General features: G+C 69.4%; 16 protein-coding genes. 11 read left to right on the top strand and 5 right to left on the bottom strand.

Features of this window, described 5'->3' with window-relative positions:
- The first annotated feature begins 18 nt into the window (after window positions 1–18).
- A complete protein-coding gene (locus ABUE11_RS00560) occupies window positions 19–744 on the top strand; it encodes a zf-TFIIB domain-containing protein (RefSeq protein ID WP_367067006.1) in 726 nt (241 codons plus the stop codon).
- Window positions 745–816: 72 nt separating this feature from the next.
- Here the strand turns inward: ABUE11_RS00560 and ABUE11_RS00555 are convergent, their stop codons facing one another.
- The 3 genes from ABUE11_RS00555 to ABUE11_RS00545 form a co-directional block, all read right to left on the bottom strand.
- Window positions 817–2,118 carry a solute carrier family 23 protein gene (locus tag ABUE11_RS00555; RefSeq protein WP_367067004.1) on the bottom strand — a complete coding sequence of 434 codons (1,302 nt, stop codon included), beginning with the start codon at window positions 2,116–2,118 and terminating at the stop codon, window positions 817–819.
- 133 nt (window positions 2,119–2,251) lie between these two features.
- The gene (ubiM, locus tag ABUE11_RS00550; RefSeq protein ID WP_367067003.1) at window positions 2,252–3,523 is read right to left on the bottom strand and encodes a 5-demethoxyubiquinol-8 5-hydroxylase UbiM; all 1,272 of its coding nucleotides are present in this window, start codon (window positions 3,521–3,523) and stop codon (window positions 2,252–2,254) included.
- A 279-nt stretch (window positions 3,524–3,802) separates the two neighbouring features.
- Window positions 3,803–4,711: a LysR family transcriptional regulator gene (locus ABUE11_RS00545; protein ID WP_367067001.1), complete on the bottom strand. Its 909-nt coding sequence runs from the start codon at window positions 4,709–4,711 to the stop codon at window positions 3,803–3,805.
- Window positions 4,712–4,901: 190 nt separating this feature from the next.
- Between ABUE11_RS00545 and ABUE11_RS00540 the strand changes: the two genes are divergently transcribed.
- From ABUE11_RS00540 to minE, 8 genes are all read left to right on the top strand, one after another.
- Complete coding sequence (locus ABUE11_RS00540) at window positions 4,902–5,969, top strand: alcohol dehydrogenase (protein WP_367066999.1); 1,068 nt, start codon at window positions 4,902–4,904, stop codon at window positions 5,967–5,969.
- A gap of 128 nt (window positions 5,970–6,097) precedes the next feature.
- Window positions 6,098–7,255, top strand: coding sequence for an acyl-CoA dehydrogenase family protein (locus ABUE11_RS00535; protein WP_367066997.1), 1,158 nt, complete (start codon window positions 6,098–6,100; stop codon window positions 7,253–7,255).
- Window positions 7,256–7,433: 178 nt separating this feature from the next.
- Window positions 7,434–8,459, top strand: coding sequence for an acyl-CoA dehydrogenase family protein (locus ABUE11_RS00530; protein ID WP_367066995.1), 1,026 nt, complete (start codon window positions 7,434–7,436; stop codon window positions 8,457–8,459).
- Window positions 8,460–8,565: 106 nt separating this feature from the next.
- Window positions 8,566–9,354: a crotonase/enoyl-CoA hydratase family protein gene (locus tag ABUE11_RS00525; RefSeq protein WP_367066993.1), complete on the top strand. Its 789-nt coding sequence runs from the start codon at window positions 8,566–8,568 to the stop codon at window positions 9,352–9,354.
- 63 nt (window positions 9,355–9,417) lie between these two features.
- A complete protein-coding gene (gene pssA / locus ABUE11_RS00520; RefSeq protein ID WP_367066992.1) occupies window positions 9,418–10,038 on the top strand; it encodes a CDP-diacylglycerol--serine O-phosphatidyltransferase in 621 nt (206 codons plus the stop codon).
- A 104-nt stretch (window positions 10,039–10,142) separates the two neighbouring features.
- On the top strand, window positions 10,143–10,925 hold the full coding sequence (gene minC, locus ABUE11_RS00515) for a septum site-determining protein MinC (RefSeq protein ID WP_367066991.1): 783 nt from the start codon (window positions 10,143–10,145) through the stop codon (window positions 10,923–10,925).
- 43 nt (window positions 10,926–10,968) lie between these two features.
- Window positions 10,969–11,784, top strand: a complete 816-nt coding sequence (gene minD, locus ABUE11_RS00510; protein ID WP_367066990.1) for a septum site-determining protein MinD — start codon at window positions 10,969–10,971, stop codon at window positions 11,782–11,784.
- 6 nt (window positions 11,785–11,790) lie between these two features.
- A complete protein-coding gene (gene minE / locus ABUE11_RS00505) occupies window positions 11,791–12,054 on the top strand; it encodes a cell division topological specificity factor MinE (protein WP_367066989.1) in 264 nt (87 codons plus the stop codon).
- Window positions 12,055–12,057: 3 nt separating this feature from the next.
- Here minE and ABUE11_RS00500 read toward each other — a convergent pair whose 3' ends face one another.
- Window positions 12,058–12,540 carry a flavin reductase family protein gene (locus tag ABUE11_RS00500; protein ID WP_367068864.1) on the bottom strand — a complete coding sequence of 161 codons (483 nt, stop codon included), beginning with the start codon at window positions 12,538–12,540 and terminating at the stop codon, window positions 12,058–12,060.
- A gap of 159 nt (window positions 12,541–12,699) precedes the next feature.
- Here ABUE11_RS00500 and ABUE11_RS00495 point away from each other — a divergent pair, with 159 nt between their 5' ends.
- Complete coding sequence (locus tag ABUE11_RS00495; RefSeq protein ID WP_367066988.1) at window positions 12,700–13,482, top strand: alpha/beta fold hydrolase; 783 nt, start codon at window positions 12,700–12,702, stop codon at window positions 13,480–13,482.
- A gap of 93 nt (window positions 13,483–13,575) precedes the next feature.
- A complete protein-coding gene (locus ABUE11_RS00490; protein ID WP_367066987.1) occupies window positions 13,576–14,187 on the top strand; it encodes a TetR/AcrR family transcriptional regulator in 612 nt (203 codons plus the stop codon).
- A 7-nt stretch (window positions 14,188–14,194) separates the two neighbouring features.
- Here ABUE11_RS00490 and ABUE11_RS00485 read toward each other — a convergent pair whose 3' ends face one another.
- Window positions 14,195–14,617 (bottom strand): universal stress protein, encoded by a 423-nt coding sequence (locus tag ABUE11_RS00485; protein ID WP_367066986.1) that lies wholly within the window; start codon window positions 14,615–14,617, stop codon window positions 14,195–14,197.
- Window positions 14,618–14,661: the final 44 nt, after the last annotated feature.

Genomic DNA, 14,661 nt, shown 5'->3' with positions numbered 1-14,661 from the left:
CAGATTAGGATGGCCCGCATGCCACATCAGACGCCCTGCCCCTCCTGCCGCCAGCCCATGCACATCACGCGCTTGGACGCCAGCGACGGGCGCGCCGTGGAGCTGGATCTGTGCTTTGCCTGCCAGGGCCTGTGGTTCGACCCGAGCGAGAACACGCGGCTCGCGCCGGCCGCCGTGCTGCAGTTGTTCGAGCTGCTGCACGACCATCACGGCGACGCCCACCAGCCGCTCGCCACGCGCCTGGCCTGCCCGCGCTGCACCAAGGACCTGGTCAAGGGCTACGACATCGCCCAGGGCGGGCGCTACGTCACCTACCGCTGCGCGGCGCGCCACGGGCGCTTTTCCACCTTTGGCTCCTTCATGGTCGAAAAGGGCTTTGTGCGCCACCTGAGCCAGAGCGAGCGCGAGGCCCTGGCGCAACGCGTGGGCACCATCGCCTGCACGCAATGCGGCGGCAGCGTCGACATCCGCCATGAGCATGCCTGCCCCTGGTGCCGCTCGGCCCTGTCGCTGCTCGACCCGCAGGCCGTGGAACGCGCGCTGCAGCGCTACGGCGCGATGATGGACTCCGCGCGCGAGCAGCGCAGCCCCGACAAGCTGGCCGACGCGCTGGTGGCGCTCGAGCGCATGAACGCGCGCGAGGAACGCGAACGCCAGCGCGAACGCGTCGAGGGCCGCACCGGCCTGCAGTTCGACCTGGTGACGGCGGGCGTGGAGCTGGTCTGGTCGCTGCTGCGGCGCTGATTCAGCATCAAAATGGCCTCTAACGCCTGTCCATAAAGCGCAGGCAGCTATTGTTTTCGCAGTGCCTGACGATCAGGCCGCCCGACCGCCTGCGTCGCGGTTGAGCAGCGCGTAGAGCACGATGGCGCCAAAGGTCGCCGTGCCTATACCGCCCAGGGCAAAGTCGCCGAACTTGAGCGTGAACTCGCCCGTGCCCAGGATGAGCGTGATGGCGGCCACGATGAGGTTCTTGTTCTGCGAGAAGTCCACGCGGTTGTCCACCCAGATCTTGGCGCCGGCAATCGCGATCAGGCCGAACACCACGATGGACACGCCACCCATCACGGGCAGCGGAATCGCCTGGATGAGCGCGCCGAACTTCGGTGAAAAGCCCAGCAGCACGGCAATGCCCGCGGCCACCAGAAACACCGCCGTGGAGTAGATGCGCGTGGCGGCCATCACGCCGATGTTCTCGGCGTAGGTCGTCACGCCCGTGCCGCCGGCCGCGCCCGAAACCATGGTGGCAATGCCGTCGCCGATGAAGGCGCGGCCCATGTACTGGTCGAGGTTGCGGCCGGTCATGGCGGTGACGGCCTTGATGTGGCCCAGGTTCTCGGCGACGAGGATGATGACCACCGGCACGATGAGCAGCATGGCCGGCGCGCTGAACACCGGCGCGTGGAACTGCGGCACGCCGAACCAGGGCGCGGCCGCCACGCCCGACAGATCCACCGGCTTTCCGAGCCCCATGCCGTTGGTGAACACGGCGTAGAGCACGCTGGCGGCCAGCAGGCCGACGAGGATCAAGAGGCGCTGCACCATGCCGCGGGTGAACACGGCCACCAGGGCCACGCAGACGAAGGTCAGCGCCTGCATCCAGGCCTCGAAGTTGTTCGCAGCCATGTTCTTGATCGGTATCGCCGCCAGGTTCAGGCCGATCACCGCCACCACCGCACCCGTGACCACGGGAGGCATGAAGCGCTCTATCCAGCCCGTGCCGACCAGGTGCACGATGACGCCCACGGCCGCGTACACGGCGCCGCAGGCGATGATGCCGCCCAGCGCCACGCCGATGTTGGCGTTGGCCCCCTTGCCCGCATAGGCCGTGGCCGCGATCACCACGCCGATGAAGGCGAACGACGAGCCCAAGTAGCTCGGCACGCGGCCGCCGGTGATCAAAAAGAAGATGAGCGTGCCTATGCCGCTCATGAACACCGCGAGATTCGGGTCAAAGCCCATGAGGATGGGCGCCAGCACCGTGGAGCCAAACATGGCGATCACATGCTGTATGCCCATGAGCCCCGTCTGCCCCCAGGGCAGGCGCTCCTCGGGGCCTATCACCCCCCCGTTTGCCAGCGCCTGTGCCGGGCGCTCGCTCCATTGAAACATCCCCATTTGTTCGCTCCTGTTGTTGGGTGGGGCGATGGTAGAGGGTTTGGCAAGAGCCGCGTAAGCCAGGCACAAAAATAGCCTCTGGCGCTTGTTGCACAAGCGACAGAAGCTATGAAAACGGAAGTGGCGCCAAAGCTCAGGGCGCCAGCGTGGGCCAGGCCGGGCGCCTGCCCGTGAGCTGGCTCACGATCAGCCCCTTGAGCGGCGGCAGCCGGTTGGAGCCGGCGAGCACCGCCTGGCGCAGCAGGCGCGGCAACGCCCGGGCGTCGGTGTACAGGCGCACGATGGCGTTCGTGCCCTGGTAGAGCGGCCAGGCATGGCGGTGGTGGTCGCGCGCGTAGGGGGCGAGCACGCTGGCCGCGCCGATGTCGGCGCCATGGGCATGGGCCGTGGCGATGGCGCGCGTCAGGCCCTCGACGCCGGCCAGCCCGAGGTTGTAGCCATGGGCCGTGACCGGGTGCATGCCCACGGCGGCGTCGCCCAGCAGCGCGCAGCGCGGCGCGGCGAAGCGGTGCGCGTAGACGGCCACCAGCGGGTAGGAATGGCGCTCTCCCACGAGCTGCATGGCGCCCAGGGGGTGCTGGAACTGCGCCTGCACGCGCGCCGCGTATTCCTCGGGCGGCAGGGCCAGAAGCTCCTGCGCCTGGGCCGCGCCGGTGGTGATCACGGCCGAGCATTGCGGGCTGCCGTCGATCAGGTCGGGCGGCAGAGGCAGGATGGCCAGGGTCTGCTCGTAGCCGAAGCATTCATGCGCCACCTCGTGGTGCGGCAGCTCGTGGCGCAGGCGGCAGACGATGACGGTGCGGCCGAAGTCGTACATCGACGCGCCTATGCCGAGCTGGCGCCGGATGCTGGAAAACCGGCTGTCGGCCGCCACCAGCAGCGGCGCGCGCAGGCTCTGGGCGGGCTGGCCATCCTGGCTGTAGTCGAGCTCGGCATGGGCCGGGGTGACGGCCACGCGCGTCACGCGCGCGCCGGTGATCAGGCGCACCAGCGGCTCGCGCGATGCGACCTCGTAGGCCGTGCGCCGCAGCGCGTGGTTGGGCACGATCCAGCCCAGGTGATCGACGCCGCTGCCGCCCGCGTGCAGCTGCATGGCGCCGCGCTGGCCCACGGGGCCGTCGTGCACCTGGGCCTCGCGCAGCAGGCCGATCTCGTGCTCGGCCAGGCGCTGCCAGCTGCCCAGGCGCTGCAGCGTGGCCACGCTGGGGTGGGTGAGGGCAATCTCGCGCCCGTCGGGCGGCGGGTCGGCGAGCACGGACTCGGCCTGCTGCTCGAGCACCGTGACGCGCAGGCCGGCCTGCGCCAGCGAGGCCGCCAGCGACAGCCCGGCCGGCCCGCCGCCGACGATGAGCACGTCGGCGCCGGCCTGGGGCGGCGAGGAGGGGGTGGAAAGGGAATCGGTCATCACATCGGTCATAGCCATGGGGCGGCATTGTCCGCCGGCTCTCGGGGTGGGGGCTTGTTGGGGGTCAAGTCGGGATGACGATGGATGCGTCAACCACCGTCATCCCCACGAACGCGGGGATCATGCATTGTCGGCCTGGATGGCAGGTGGATCCCCGCGTTCGCGGGGATGACGGGCATGGTGAACAGGGCATGCCAGGGGCACGCATCCACCTGCGCCCTGCACAAACTTCAAAATATATAGCTGCTTGCGCCCTCCAGATAAGCGCCGCAGGCCAATTCAACCCCAACTCCCCTGCCCCCGCGCACATTCGAGCGCATGGTCGGCAAGGCGCTGCACCAGGCGGCTTGTGTCGCCCGCGCGGCGCGCCAGCGCGATGCTCACGTGAAAGCCCGGCGGGTTGTCGGTGAGGCGCAGGCATTTCACGCCGCGCGGCACCACCTGGCGCGCCACGCCGGCCACCAGGCCCACGCCCAGGCCCGAGGCCACCAGGCTCATGATGGTCTGCACCTGGGCAGCCTCCTGCGCCACGCGCGGCACAAAGCCCGAGAACTGGCAGCGCATCATGGCCAGCGCCGCCAGGCCCGGCACCTTGGCGCGCGGGTAGATGATGAAGGGCTCGTGCGCCGCCTCGCTCAGCGCGATGGACTCGCGTGCGGCCAGCGGGCTGGTCTCGGCCACGGCGAGCACGAAATCGTCGCGCTCGAGCGGCAGCAGCTCGAAGCCGCTCGCGTCGAGCAGCGGATAGCGCAGCAGGCCCGCGTCCAGGCGCCGCGCGGCCAGGCCTTCGAGGATCTCGGACGATGTGGCCTCGGACAGCTCCAGCGTGATCTGCGGGTAGCGCGCGCGCAGCGAGGGGATGAACCGCGGCAGCAGCGCATAGGTGGCCGAGCCTATGAAGCCCAGACGCAGCCGCCCGCCCGTGCCCTCGCACGCGTGCTGCACGGCCTGGCGGCATTGCTCGGCATGCAGCAGCGCACGCCGCGCCTCGTCCAGCATGGCCTGGCCCGCGGCGGTGAGCAGCACGCCGCTGCTGGAGCGCGCAAACAGCGCGCCGCCGAGCTCCTCCTCGAGCCTGCGGATGGACACCGACAGCGGCGGCTGCGCCATGTGCAGGCGCTCGGCCGCACGGTGGAAGTTGCCGGTCTCCGCGAGGGCGACGAATTGCTGGAGCTGGCGCAGCTTCATGTGATACCTGCCGAATATTGAAAATGCTTTTTTAAATATTAGACACCGCCACGCCGACTTGCCTACAGTGCAGCCGATGCAGGGCGCACGGGGCCCGGTGCATGGCCCGGCGCATGGCCTCGTGTATCTTGTGCCCCGGCCATGGCACCGGCCGCGGCCCCAACACCATCACCCACAAAGAGGAGACAGCATGATCAGCTACGACGTCGCCGAGCTTGGCCAACCCCTGGTGCGCACCGAGCGCCCCACCCCCCAGCCCACGGGCGACCAGGTGCTGGTGCGCATCGAGGCCGCGGGTGTGTGCCATTCGGACCTGCACATCTGGCATGGCTCGTACGACCTGGGCCATGGCAAGACCCTGTCCATGACCGACCGCGGCATGAAGCTGCCGCTGACCATGGGCCACGAGATCGCCGGCGAGGTCATCGCCGTGGGCGAGCAGGTCACGGGCGTGCAGGTGGGCAAGCGCTATGTCGTCTTCCCCTGGCATGGCTGCGGCGAGTGCAAGGTCTGCCTGCGCGGCGACGAGAACCTGTGCATGGCCGGCCGCTCCATGGGCGTGTACCAGCCCGGCGGCTATGCCGACCATGTGCTGGTGCCCAAGTCGCGCTACCTGGTCGACATCGGCGACATGTCGCCCGTGCACGCCGCGCCCTATGCCTGCTCGGGCCTGACGACCTACAGCGCGATCCGCAAGTTCGCGCCCGCGGTGCTCGCTGACGAGAAGATCGTGATCTTCGGCGCGGGCGGCCTGGGCCTGATGGCGGTGATGCTGGTCAAGGCCCTGGGCGGCGCCGGCACGCTGGTGGTGGACCCCGACGAATCCAAGCATGGCGCGGCCCTGGCCGCGGGCGCCGACGCCGCCTTCAACCCGCGCAGCGAGACCTTCATGGCCGACATCAAACGCGCCGCCGGCGGCGCCGTCTGGGCGGTGATGGACTGCGTGGGCTCGAGCCAGACGGTGCAGGCCGCGATCGACATGATGGCCAAGGGCGGCCACCTGGTGCAGATCGGCCTGTTCGGCGGCCATGTGGACATTCCCACGCCCTTCATGCCGCTGCGCGCCACCACCTACCAGGGCACCTACGTGGGTAATCTGCGCGAGCTGCAGGAGCTCATCGCCCTGGCGCGCGAAAAGCACCTGCCCCCCGTGCCCACGACCTGCATGCCGCTCGGCAAGGCCTTCACCGCCCTGCTGGCGCTCGAGGAGGGCAAGGCCATAGGGCGCCAGGTGCTGACGCCGGGCACGGACGCCTGACGTGGCGCGCGGCACGGCCTGCCCACCCGTCATCCCGGCGCAAGTCGGGGTCCAGGGTCGCACCCCGTGGACAGTGGTGGGCGCGGCCGCAGCGGCGCATGGCCCGCTTTTGCACAAGGAACACCGGCATGAGCACCCTGGATTCCCTCGCGCTCACGCGCATCCCCCCCGAGGACGAGGCCCTGCGCGCCGAGGTGCGCGCCTTTTTGCAGGGCGCCATCGCCCGCCTGCCGGCCCATGTGCGGGCACGCTCCTGGGGCGGCTACAACACCGAGCTCAGCCGCAAGCTGGGGGCCAAGGGCTGGATAGGCATCACCCTGCCCCAGGAATACGGCGGCGGCGGGCGCAGCGCGTTTGCGCGCTATGTGCTGGTCGAGGAATACCTGGCCTGCGGCGCGCCCGTGGGCTCGCACTGGATCGCCGACCGCCAGAGCGCGCCGCTGATCCTCAAGTACGGTACCGAGGCGCAAAAGCGCTTCTACATTCCGGCCATCTGCCGCGGCGAGGCGTTCTTCTGCATAGGCATGAGCGAGCCTGGCTCGGGCTCGGACCTGGCCAGCGTGAAGACGCGCGCCACGCCCAATGACAAGGGCTTTGTGCTCAATGGCCAGAAGATCTGGACCACCAACGCCCACCACTGCCAGTACATGATCGCGCTGGTGCGCACTTCCGGCGCGGCCGAGGACCGGCACAAGGGGCTGTCGCAGGTCATTGTCGATCTGCGGCTGCCGGGCGTCACCGTGCGCCCCATCGAGGACCTGTCGGGCGACCGCCATTTCTGCGAGGTGTTCTTCGACAACGTGCAGCTCGGCCCCGACGCGCTCATCGGCGCCGAGGGTCAGGGCTGGGAGCAGGTGACGGCGGAGCTGGCCTTCGAGCGCAGCGGCCCGGAGCGGCTGTTCTCCTCCATCGTGCTGTTCGACCAGTGGCTGGCCTACGTGCGCACGCCGCAGGGCCGCACCGACTCGGCCACGCGCCTGGCGGGCAAGGTGCTGACCCAGCTCGCGCCGCTGCGCGCGATGTCGGTGGCGATACAGGACAAGCTGGTGCGCGGCGAGAGCCCCATCGTCGAGGCCGCGCTGGTCAAGGAGCTGGGAACGACGCTCGAGCAGATGATCCCCGCGGCGATCGCCGACGATCTGTTCTCGCGCGAGGCCGAGGACATGCCCGTGGAGCTGCTCATGACGCTCAAGTACATCACCGAGGCCTCGCCCTCGTTCTCGCTGCGCGGCGGCACGCGCGACATTCTGCGCGGCATGATCGCGCGCGGTCTGGGGCTGAGATGAGCGCGCCGGCCGGCACGGCATTTCTCCCTCTCCCCTTGCGGGAGAGGGCTGGGGAGAGGGGTGACTCGGCGTGGCATTGGCGGCCAGGCACCCTCGCCACCAACTCCTCCCGCGCAAGGGGGGAGTGCTTGAGCAACGCTGTGCCCGGCATGGACATGAGTCTCTGAAAGGACAGTGCATGGACAACGATCTCTTTGCCGACGCCGCGCGCCAGCTGCTGGCTGGCGAATGCACGAGCGCCATGGTGCGCGCCATCGAGGCCGGAGGGCGCGATGCGCCCGAGGCCGGCGCGCTGTGGCAGCACATCGAGGCCGCGGGCCTGGCCGATGCGCTGCTGAGCGAGGACGCGGGCGGCGCCGGCCTCACGCTGGCGCAGGTGTTTGGCGTGCTCGCGCAATGCGGCGCGCATGCGCTGCCGCTGCCCCTGGCCGACACCCTGCTGGCGCGCGCCCTGCTGGCCGCGGCCGGTCTGCAGCGGCCCACGGGCAGCATCGCCCTGGCGCGCGGCGCGCATCTGCCCGACGGCGGCCTGCGCTGCGCCCTGGTGCGCGGCGGGCGCGTGGCGCAATGGGTGCTGGTGCAGGCAGGCGACCAGTGGCGCCTGCTGGCCACATCGGGCGCGCAGGAAGCGCCCCAGGCGCTGGCCCTTGATGCCGGCTTCGCCTGGTCTGCCGCGCAGCTGCAGGCCGCGCCCGCCGTTGCCGTGGATGCCGACGCGGATGCGCGCACGCTGCAGGCCGCGGTGATCGCGCCGCAGATGGCGGGCGCGCTGGATACGGTGTTCCAGCGCACGCTGCGCTACGCCAACGAGCGCCAGCAGTTCGGCCGCCCCATCGGCAAGTTCCAGGCCATACAGCACCAGCTCGCGGTGATGAGCGAGCATGTGTTCGCCGCGCGCATGGCGGCGCAGCTCGGCTGCAGCGGCGCGGCACTGCGGCCCGAGCGCCTGCGCGTGGCCACGGCCAAGGCGCGCTGCAGCGAGGCGGCGCTGGCCGTCTGCGAGCTCGCGCACGCCATCCACGGAGCGATCGGCTTCACGGCCGAATACGACCTGCAGCTGTTCACGCGCCGCCTGCACGCCTGGCGCCAGACGGCCGGCAGCGAGTCGTACTGGCATGACGTGGCCGGCAGCGCCCTGCTGGCGCACGAGGGCATGACGCTGGACCTGGTGCGGCGCATCACCGATGTGGCGCCGGCGACATGAAAACCATAGCTGCTCGCGCTTGCCCGTATTGTGTTTCAGACAAATAATCAACTGAAATCATTGACTGGCAAGCGCAAGCAGCTTCTATTTTGATAACGGAGTCCCCATGGCCTTTCTGAACCAAGAGCGCGACGGCGCCATCCTCACCGTCACCATGAACCAGCCCGAGACGCGCAATGCGCTCACCGGCAACACGGCGGTGGCCGAGTTCGTGCGGCTGTGCGACGACGTGCGCAAGGACGCGGGCGTGAAGGTGATCATCCTCACCGGCGCCGGCCCCATCTTCAGCTCGGGCGGCAACGTCAAGGACATGCGGCGCTTCTTCGACGACGCGCTCACGCCCGACCTGATACGCGAGGAATACCGCCAGGGCATTCAGCAGATTCCGCTCGCGCTGCAGCAGCTCGACGTGCCCGTGATCTGCGCCGTCAACGGCCCGGCCATCGGCGCGGGGCTGGATCTGACCTGCATGTGCGACATCCGCATCGCCAGCGAGACGGCCACGTTTGCCGAGAGCTTTGTGCGCGTGGGCATAGTCCCGGGCGACGGCGGCGCCTGGCTGCTGCCGCGCGCCGTCGGCATGGCCAAGGCGGCCGAGATGGCCTTCACTGGCGAGGCCATCAGCGCCCAGGAGGCGCTGGCCTGCGGCCTGGTCAGCCGCGTGGTGGCGCCGGACGAGCTGCTGCCCACGGCGCGCGCGCTGGCCGGAAAAATAGCCGCCAACCCCGGCGCCGTGATGCGCATGACCAAGCGCCTGCTGCGCGAGGGGCAGCTCGGCAGCCTTGCGAGCGTGCTCGAGCTCTCGGCCGCCTGCCAGGCCATCGCGCACAAGACGGCCGACCACCGCGAGGCCGTCACCGCCTTCATCGAGAAGCGCGCCCCGCGTTTTCAATAGCAGCGCGCCCTGCGCTTTCAGCGATCTCCGGGTGGGGGCCCGGCGGGCACCGATAATCACGCCATGGCCCCTTCCCACAAACGCTTCTCGATGATCCGCGAGTTCCACCTCGCGGACTGGTTCACGCTGGGCAACGCGGTGTGCGGCGTGGGCGCGCTGTTCTCGAGCATGACCTATCTGGAGACGGCGGACCTGCTGCACATCTACTTCGCCTGCGCGCTGGTGCTCGCGGCGCTGGTGTTCGACGTGCTCGACGGGCGCATAGCACGCTGGCGGCAGAAGAGCTCTGCCATGGGGCGCGAGCTCGACTCGCTGGCCGACGTGATCTCGTTCGGCGTGGCGCCGGCCATCATCGCCTACGCCTGCGGCATGCAGGGCCTGTACGACCGCGTGGTGCTGACCTTCTTCGTGGCCTGCGGCGTATCGCGCCTGGCGCGCTTCAACATCACGGCCGAGACGCTGGCCGACGACAGCGGCAAGGTCAAGCACTTCGAGGGCACGCCGATTCCCACCTCCATCGTGCTCGTGGGCCTGCTGGCGCTGGCCGCCGCCATGGGCGCGGTGCGCGAGCAGCTGTGGCTGGGCCGGATGACGATCGCCGGCTTCACGCTGCACCCGCTGGTGCTGCTGTTCGCGCTGTCGGGCTCGCTGATGATCAGCCGCATCCGCATCCCCAAGTTCTGACGGCGACTGCGGACACTTCCTGATGCAGTCCCGACGCGGCTGCCGGGTACACTTTGCGGCTTTGAGACGCTGCCGCGCGGCTCCTGTTTATTCCCCCTCGTTTCATGGCCGTTGATACGGCGGGCCAGGCCCGCACCCACCTAGATCTCAAGAGCGCTCAGCTGTCCGTCGTGGCCCTGATGCTCAAGACCGCGGACGTCCCGGCTGTGGACGCCGACCTGACCGCCCGCCGGGCCAACGATCCGGAATTCTTCGACAACGACCCGCTGCTCATCGACCTGTCGGCCGTGCAGGCCGAGGACCAGCCCATAGACTTTGCCGCACTGGTGCAGGTGCTGCGCAGCCACCGCACCCAGCCCGTGGCCGTGCGTGGCGGCAGCGACGCGCAGATGGCCGCAGCCCATGCCGCGGGCCTGATCGCCGCGCCCGATGCGCCCGCCCCTCGCGCCCAGCCGCGCGCCCAGCAGCCCGAAGGCGCCATGCGCGAGGTGGTGCGCGAGGTCGTGCGTGAAGTGCAGGTCCAGGTACCCGTCGAGGTCCCCGTGCCGGCGCCCGCGCGCGCCACCCTGGTGGTGGACAAGCCGCTGCGCTCGGGCCAGCAGGTGTACGCGCGCGGCTCGGACCTGGTGGTGTTGGCCATGGTGAGCTTTGGCGCCGAGGTGATCGCCGACGGCAACATCCATGTCTACGCCCCGCTGCGCGGCCGCGCCATTGCCGGCGCACGTGGCGACACCAGCGCCCGCATCTTCAGCACCTGCCTGGAGCCGCAACTCGTCTCCGTGGCGGGCATCTACCGCACGACGGAGACCGAGCTGCCCGACAACGTGCGCGGCAAGCAGGCCCAGGTGCGGCTCGACGGCGAGAAACTGCTCATCGAGCCGCTGTAACCCATCACTCATTCAAGACAGCAACCCAAGGATTCATCAGAACATGGCCAAAATCGTCGTCGTGACCTCCGGCAAGGGGGGTGTGGGCAAGACCACCACCAGTGCCGCTTTCGCATCGGGCCTGGCGCTCGCCGGCCACAAGACCGCCGTCATCGACTTTGACGTCGGCCTGCGCAACCTGGACCTCATCATGGGCTGCGAGCGCCGCGTGGTGTATGACCTGATCAACGTCATCCAGGGCGAGGCCAACCTGCACCAGGCCCTCATCAAGGACAAGCAGTGCGAGAACCTGTTCGTGCTGGCCGCGAGCCAGACGCGCGACAAGGACGCGCTCACGCTCGACGGCGTGGGCAAGGTGCTCAAGGACCTGGCCGAGATGGGCTTTGACTACATCGTCTGCGATTCGCCCGCTGGCATCGAGAGCGGCGCGCTCATGGCCATGCATTACGCGGACGAGGCCCTGCTCGTGACCAACCCCGAGGTGTCCTCGGTGCGCGACTCCGACCGCATCCTGGGCATGCTCAGCAGCAAGACCCGCCGCGCCATCGAGGGTCAGGACCCCATCAAGGAGCATCTCCTGATCACGCGCTACAACCCCAACCGCGTGCAGGACGGCCAGATGCTGAGCCTGGAGGACATCCAGGACATCCTGCGCATCAAGCTCATCGGCGTGATCCCCGAGTCCGAGGCCGTGCTGCAGGCCTCCAACCAGGGCCTGCCGGCCATCCACCTGAATGGCACGGACGTGTCCGAGGCCTACAAGGATGTGGTGGCGCGCTTTCAGGGTGAGGACAAGCCCCTGCGCTTCGTCGAGGCGGTCAAGCCCGGCTTCTTCAAGCGCATCTTCGGCGGGAGGTAAGCGGCCATGTCCCTGCTGTCCTTTCTGCTCGGCGAGAAGAAGAAGACCGCCGCCGTCGCCAAGGAGCGCCTGCAGATCATCCTGGCGCACGAGCGCAGCGGCCGCAACGCCGGCACGCCCGACTATCTGCCGGCGCTGCAGCGCGAACTGGTCGCCGTGATCTCCAAGTACATCAAGATCAACCCCGACGACCTCAAGGTGCACTTCGAGCGCCAGGACGATCTCGAGGTGCTCGAGGTCAAGATCGAACTGCCCGAAGGGGCCAAGTAGGGCTCACTTGCCCATGGGGCCGGCCGCCTTCGGCGAGAGGCGGCCCAGCGGGTGCTCGGTATAGAACATGCCCCCGTGGAACAGCAGGGGCGAGGCACCGCGCTGGTGCCCGCAGCGCTGCACCTCGCCGACGAAGATGGTGTGGTCGCCCTCCGCGTACTGGCTGCGCACACGGCATTCGAACACCGCGGCCGCCCCCTCGATCACCGGCACATCGTGCAGGCCCGGGTGGTGAGGCACGCCCGCCCAGCGATCGATGCCGCGCGTGGCGAAGCGCTCGGCCAGCGGGCGCTGCGCCGCCGTCAGCACATGGATGGCGCAGTGCCGCGTCGTCGCCAGCACGCTCAGCAGCGATGAGCGCTGCGCGAGGCTCCACAGCACCAGCGGCGGCTCGAGCGACACCGAGTTGAACGAGTTGATGGTCATGCCCACGGGCATGCCATCGGCGCCGCGTGCCGTGACGATGGCCACGCCCGTGGCGAACATGCCCAGCGCATCGCGAAACTCGCGCGGCGAGAACTCGGGGGGATGGGCGACGGCGGTAGGGGAAATCGGCTGAGTCACGAAAGGCACGGAGCGCAAGGCCCCGCAGCAGATGGCGAGGGGGGCTATTATCGACCGCAGCGTCAAGCCTGCAGGCCAGCCATGTCTTTGCTCCCCACCTTCTCCGTCCTGGGCAGCGGCCCCACCGTGCTGCTGCTGCACGACGCCGATGGCGGCCACCTGAGCTTTGCACCGCAGCTCGAGACCCTGGCCACCGCGGGCTGGCGCGCCGTGGCCTGGGACATGCCGGGCTATGGCCGCAGCGCCCCCGTCGAACCCTACGGCTTCAAGGGCCTGGCCCAGCGCGCCCTGCTGCTGCTCGACGCGCTGCAATGCGACGCGGCCACGCTCGTCGGCCACGGCTTCGGCGCCATGCTGGCACTGGAGCTTGCCTTGCGCGAGCCCGCGCGCGTACGCCGCCTGGTGCTGTGCGCGGGGGGGCCGCCGCTCGATGCAGCCTCCCACGCCGCCTGGGTGGCGCCGCGCCTGGCGCGGCTGGAACAGGGCCTGGACATGGCCGCCCTCGCGGCCCAGGTGGTCGAGCGCGACGCCGGCGCCCAGGCCCTTCCCGAAGGCCTGCAACTGGCGCGCCACGCGCTCGGCCATGTGCACGCGGCCACCTACCGCCGCGCGCTGCAGGCCCTGACGAGCTTCACCCACGGCGCCGCCGCGCTCATGCGCGTGGGCATGCCTACCTTGCTCGTCGGCGGCGAACAGGATCGCTGCACCCCGCCCGAGGCCCTGCTGGCGCTGGCCCATGTGCTGCCCGATGCGCGCGTGCAGCTCATGCCGGGCGTGGGACATTGGCCGCAACTGGAGAACCCCGAGGCGTTCGAGCAGGCGCTGCTGGAGTTTCTCGCCGAGCCCGCGCGGCGGCTGCACTGAGCCGAACGCAGCCGCAGGCGGACACCTGGCGCGCAAGCATCCGACGTCTCACAGGGTCTTTGGGGTTATCCCAGTCTGGCTAACATGCATTGCATGAACACCTTGTCGCCATCCCGCCCCTCGTTCAAGGCGCAGATGCACCGGGCGCGCGAGGATGCCATCGTCGAGGCCGCGAGCCGCCTGCTCGGCGAAAAGGGCTTCGAGACCATGACCGTGGACGAAGTGGCCGCGGCCGTCGGCATTGCCAAGGCCAGCCTCTACAAGCATTTCTCGGGCAAGGACGATTTGTGCACAGCCGCCATGGTGCATCTGGTGGAGCGCCTGCAGCGCTTCCTCGGCGGCCTGCCCGACGAGCTCTCGGCCCTGCAGCGCCTGCAGGCCCTGCTGCGCTGGTCGCTGGAGCTGCAGCTCGACGACGAGACGCCGTTTCTGCCCCAGCGCAACTCGGCCCTGGCCCAGGCGCTGCGCTGCTGCGGCGCCTACCAGGCATCGATGCAGGAGGTGAATGCGCGCATCCTGGGCTGGATCACCGAGGCCCAGGCCCAGGGGCAGTTGCGCGCCGAACAGCCGCCGGACGTGGTTCTGTGCGCGCTGCTCGCACGCTCGGCCGACCCCATGCTCGACCTGCTGCGCGAGCGCGGCTACGACCGCTCCCAGATCGTCGACTGGGCCATGGCCACCTGCCTTGGCGGCCTCACGGCCTGACCAACTGTCAGCGCACCAGCAGCACGGGCACCGTGCAGTTGGCGAGCACCTGGGTGCTGACCGAGCCCATGACCAGCTTGCCCAGCGAGCCATGGCCGTGCGTGCCCATGACGACGAGGTCGTACTTGCCCGATTCGGCCACCTTGGCAATGGTCTCGCCGGCCGGGCCCACCTTGGTGATGGTCTTGAGCTGCACGCCATGGCGTGCCATGAACTTGACCACGGGAGACACCACCTTTTCGCCCTCCTCGGCGTAGTAGCTGTCCACGGTCTCCTTGCCCAGCGCGGCGCGCGCGCGCGGCGGCAGCGGGGGCTGCACGGTGATGGCCGTGTAGCTGTGCGTGGTGCCCAGCATCTCGTCGTGCGCGGCCAGATAGGCCAGCATCTTCTTGGTGTAGGGACTGCCGTCGACGGCAAGCAGAATATTCATGAGTGGTTACTCCATCAGCGGTGTTTCAGACTAATTCGCGCCTG

It is taken from the genome of Oryzisolibacter sp. LB2S (assembly GCF_040732315.1).
Lineage (GTDB): Bacteria > Pseudomonadota > Gammaproteobacteria > Burkholderiales > Burkholderiaceae_C > Alicycliphilus > Alicycliphilus soli.
Note: the sequence above shows the minus strand (reverse complement) of the source record. Positions and strands in the feature narration are given on the sequence as shown.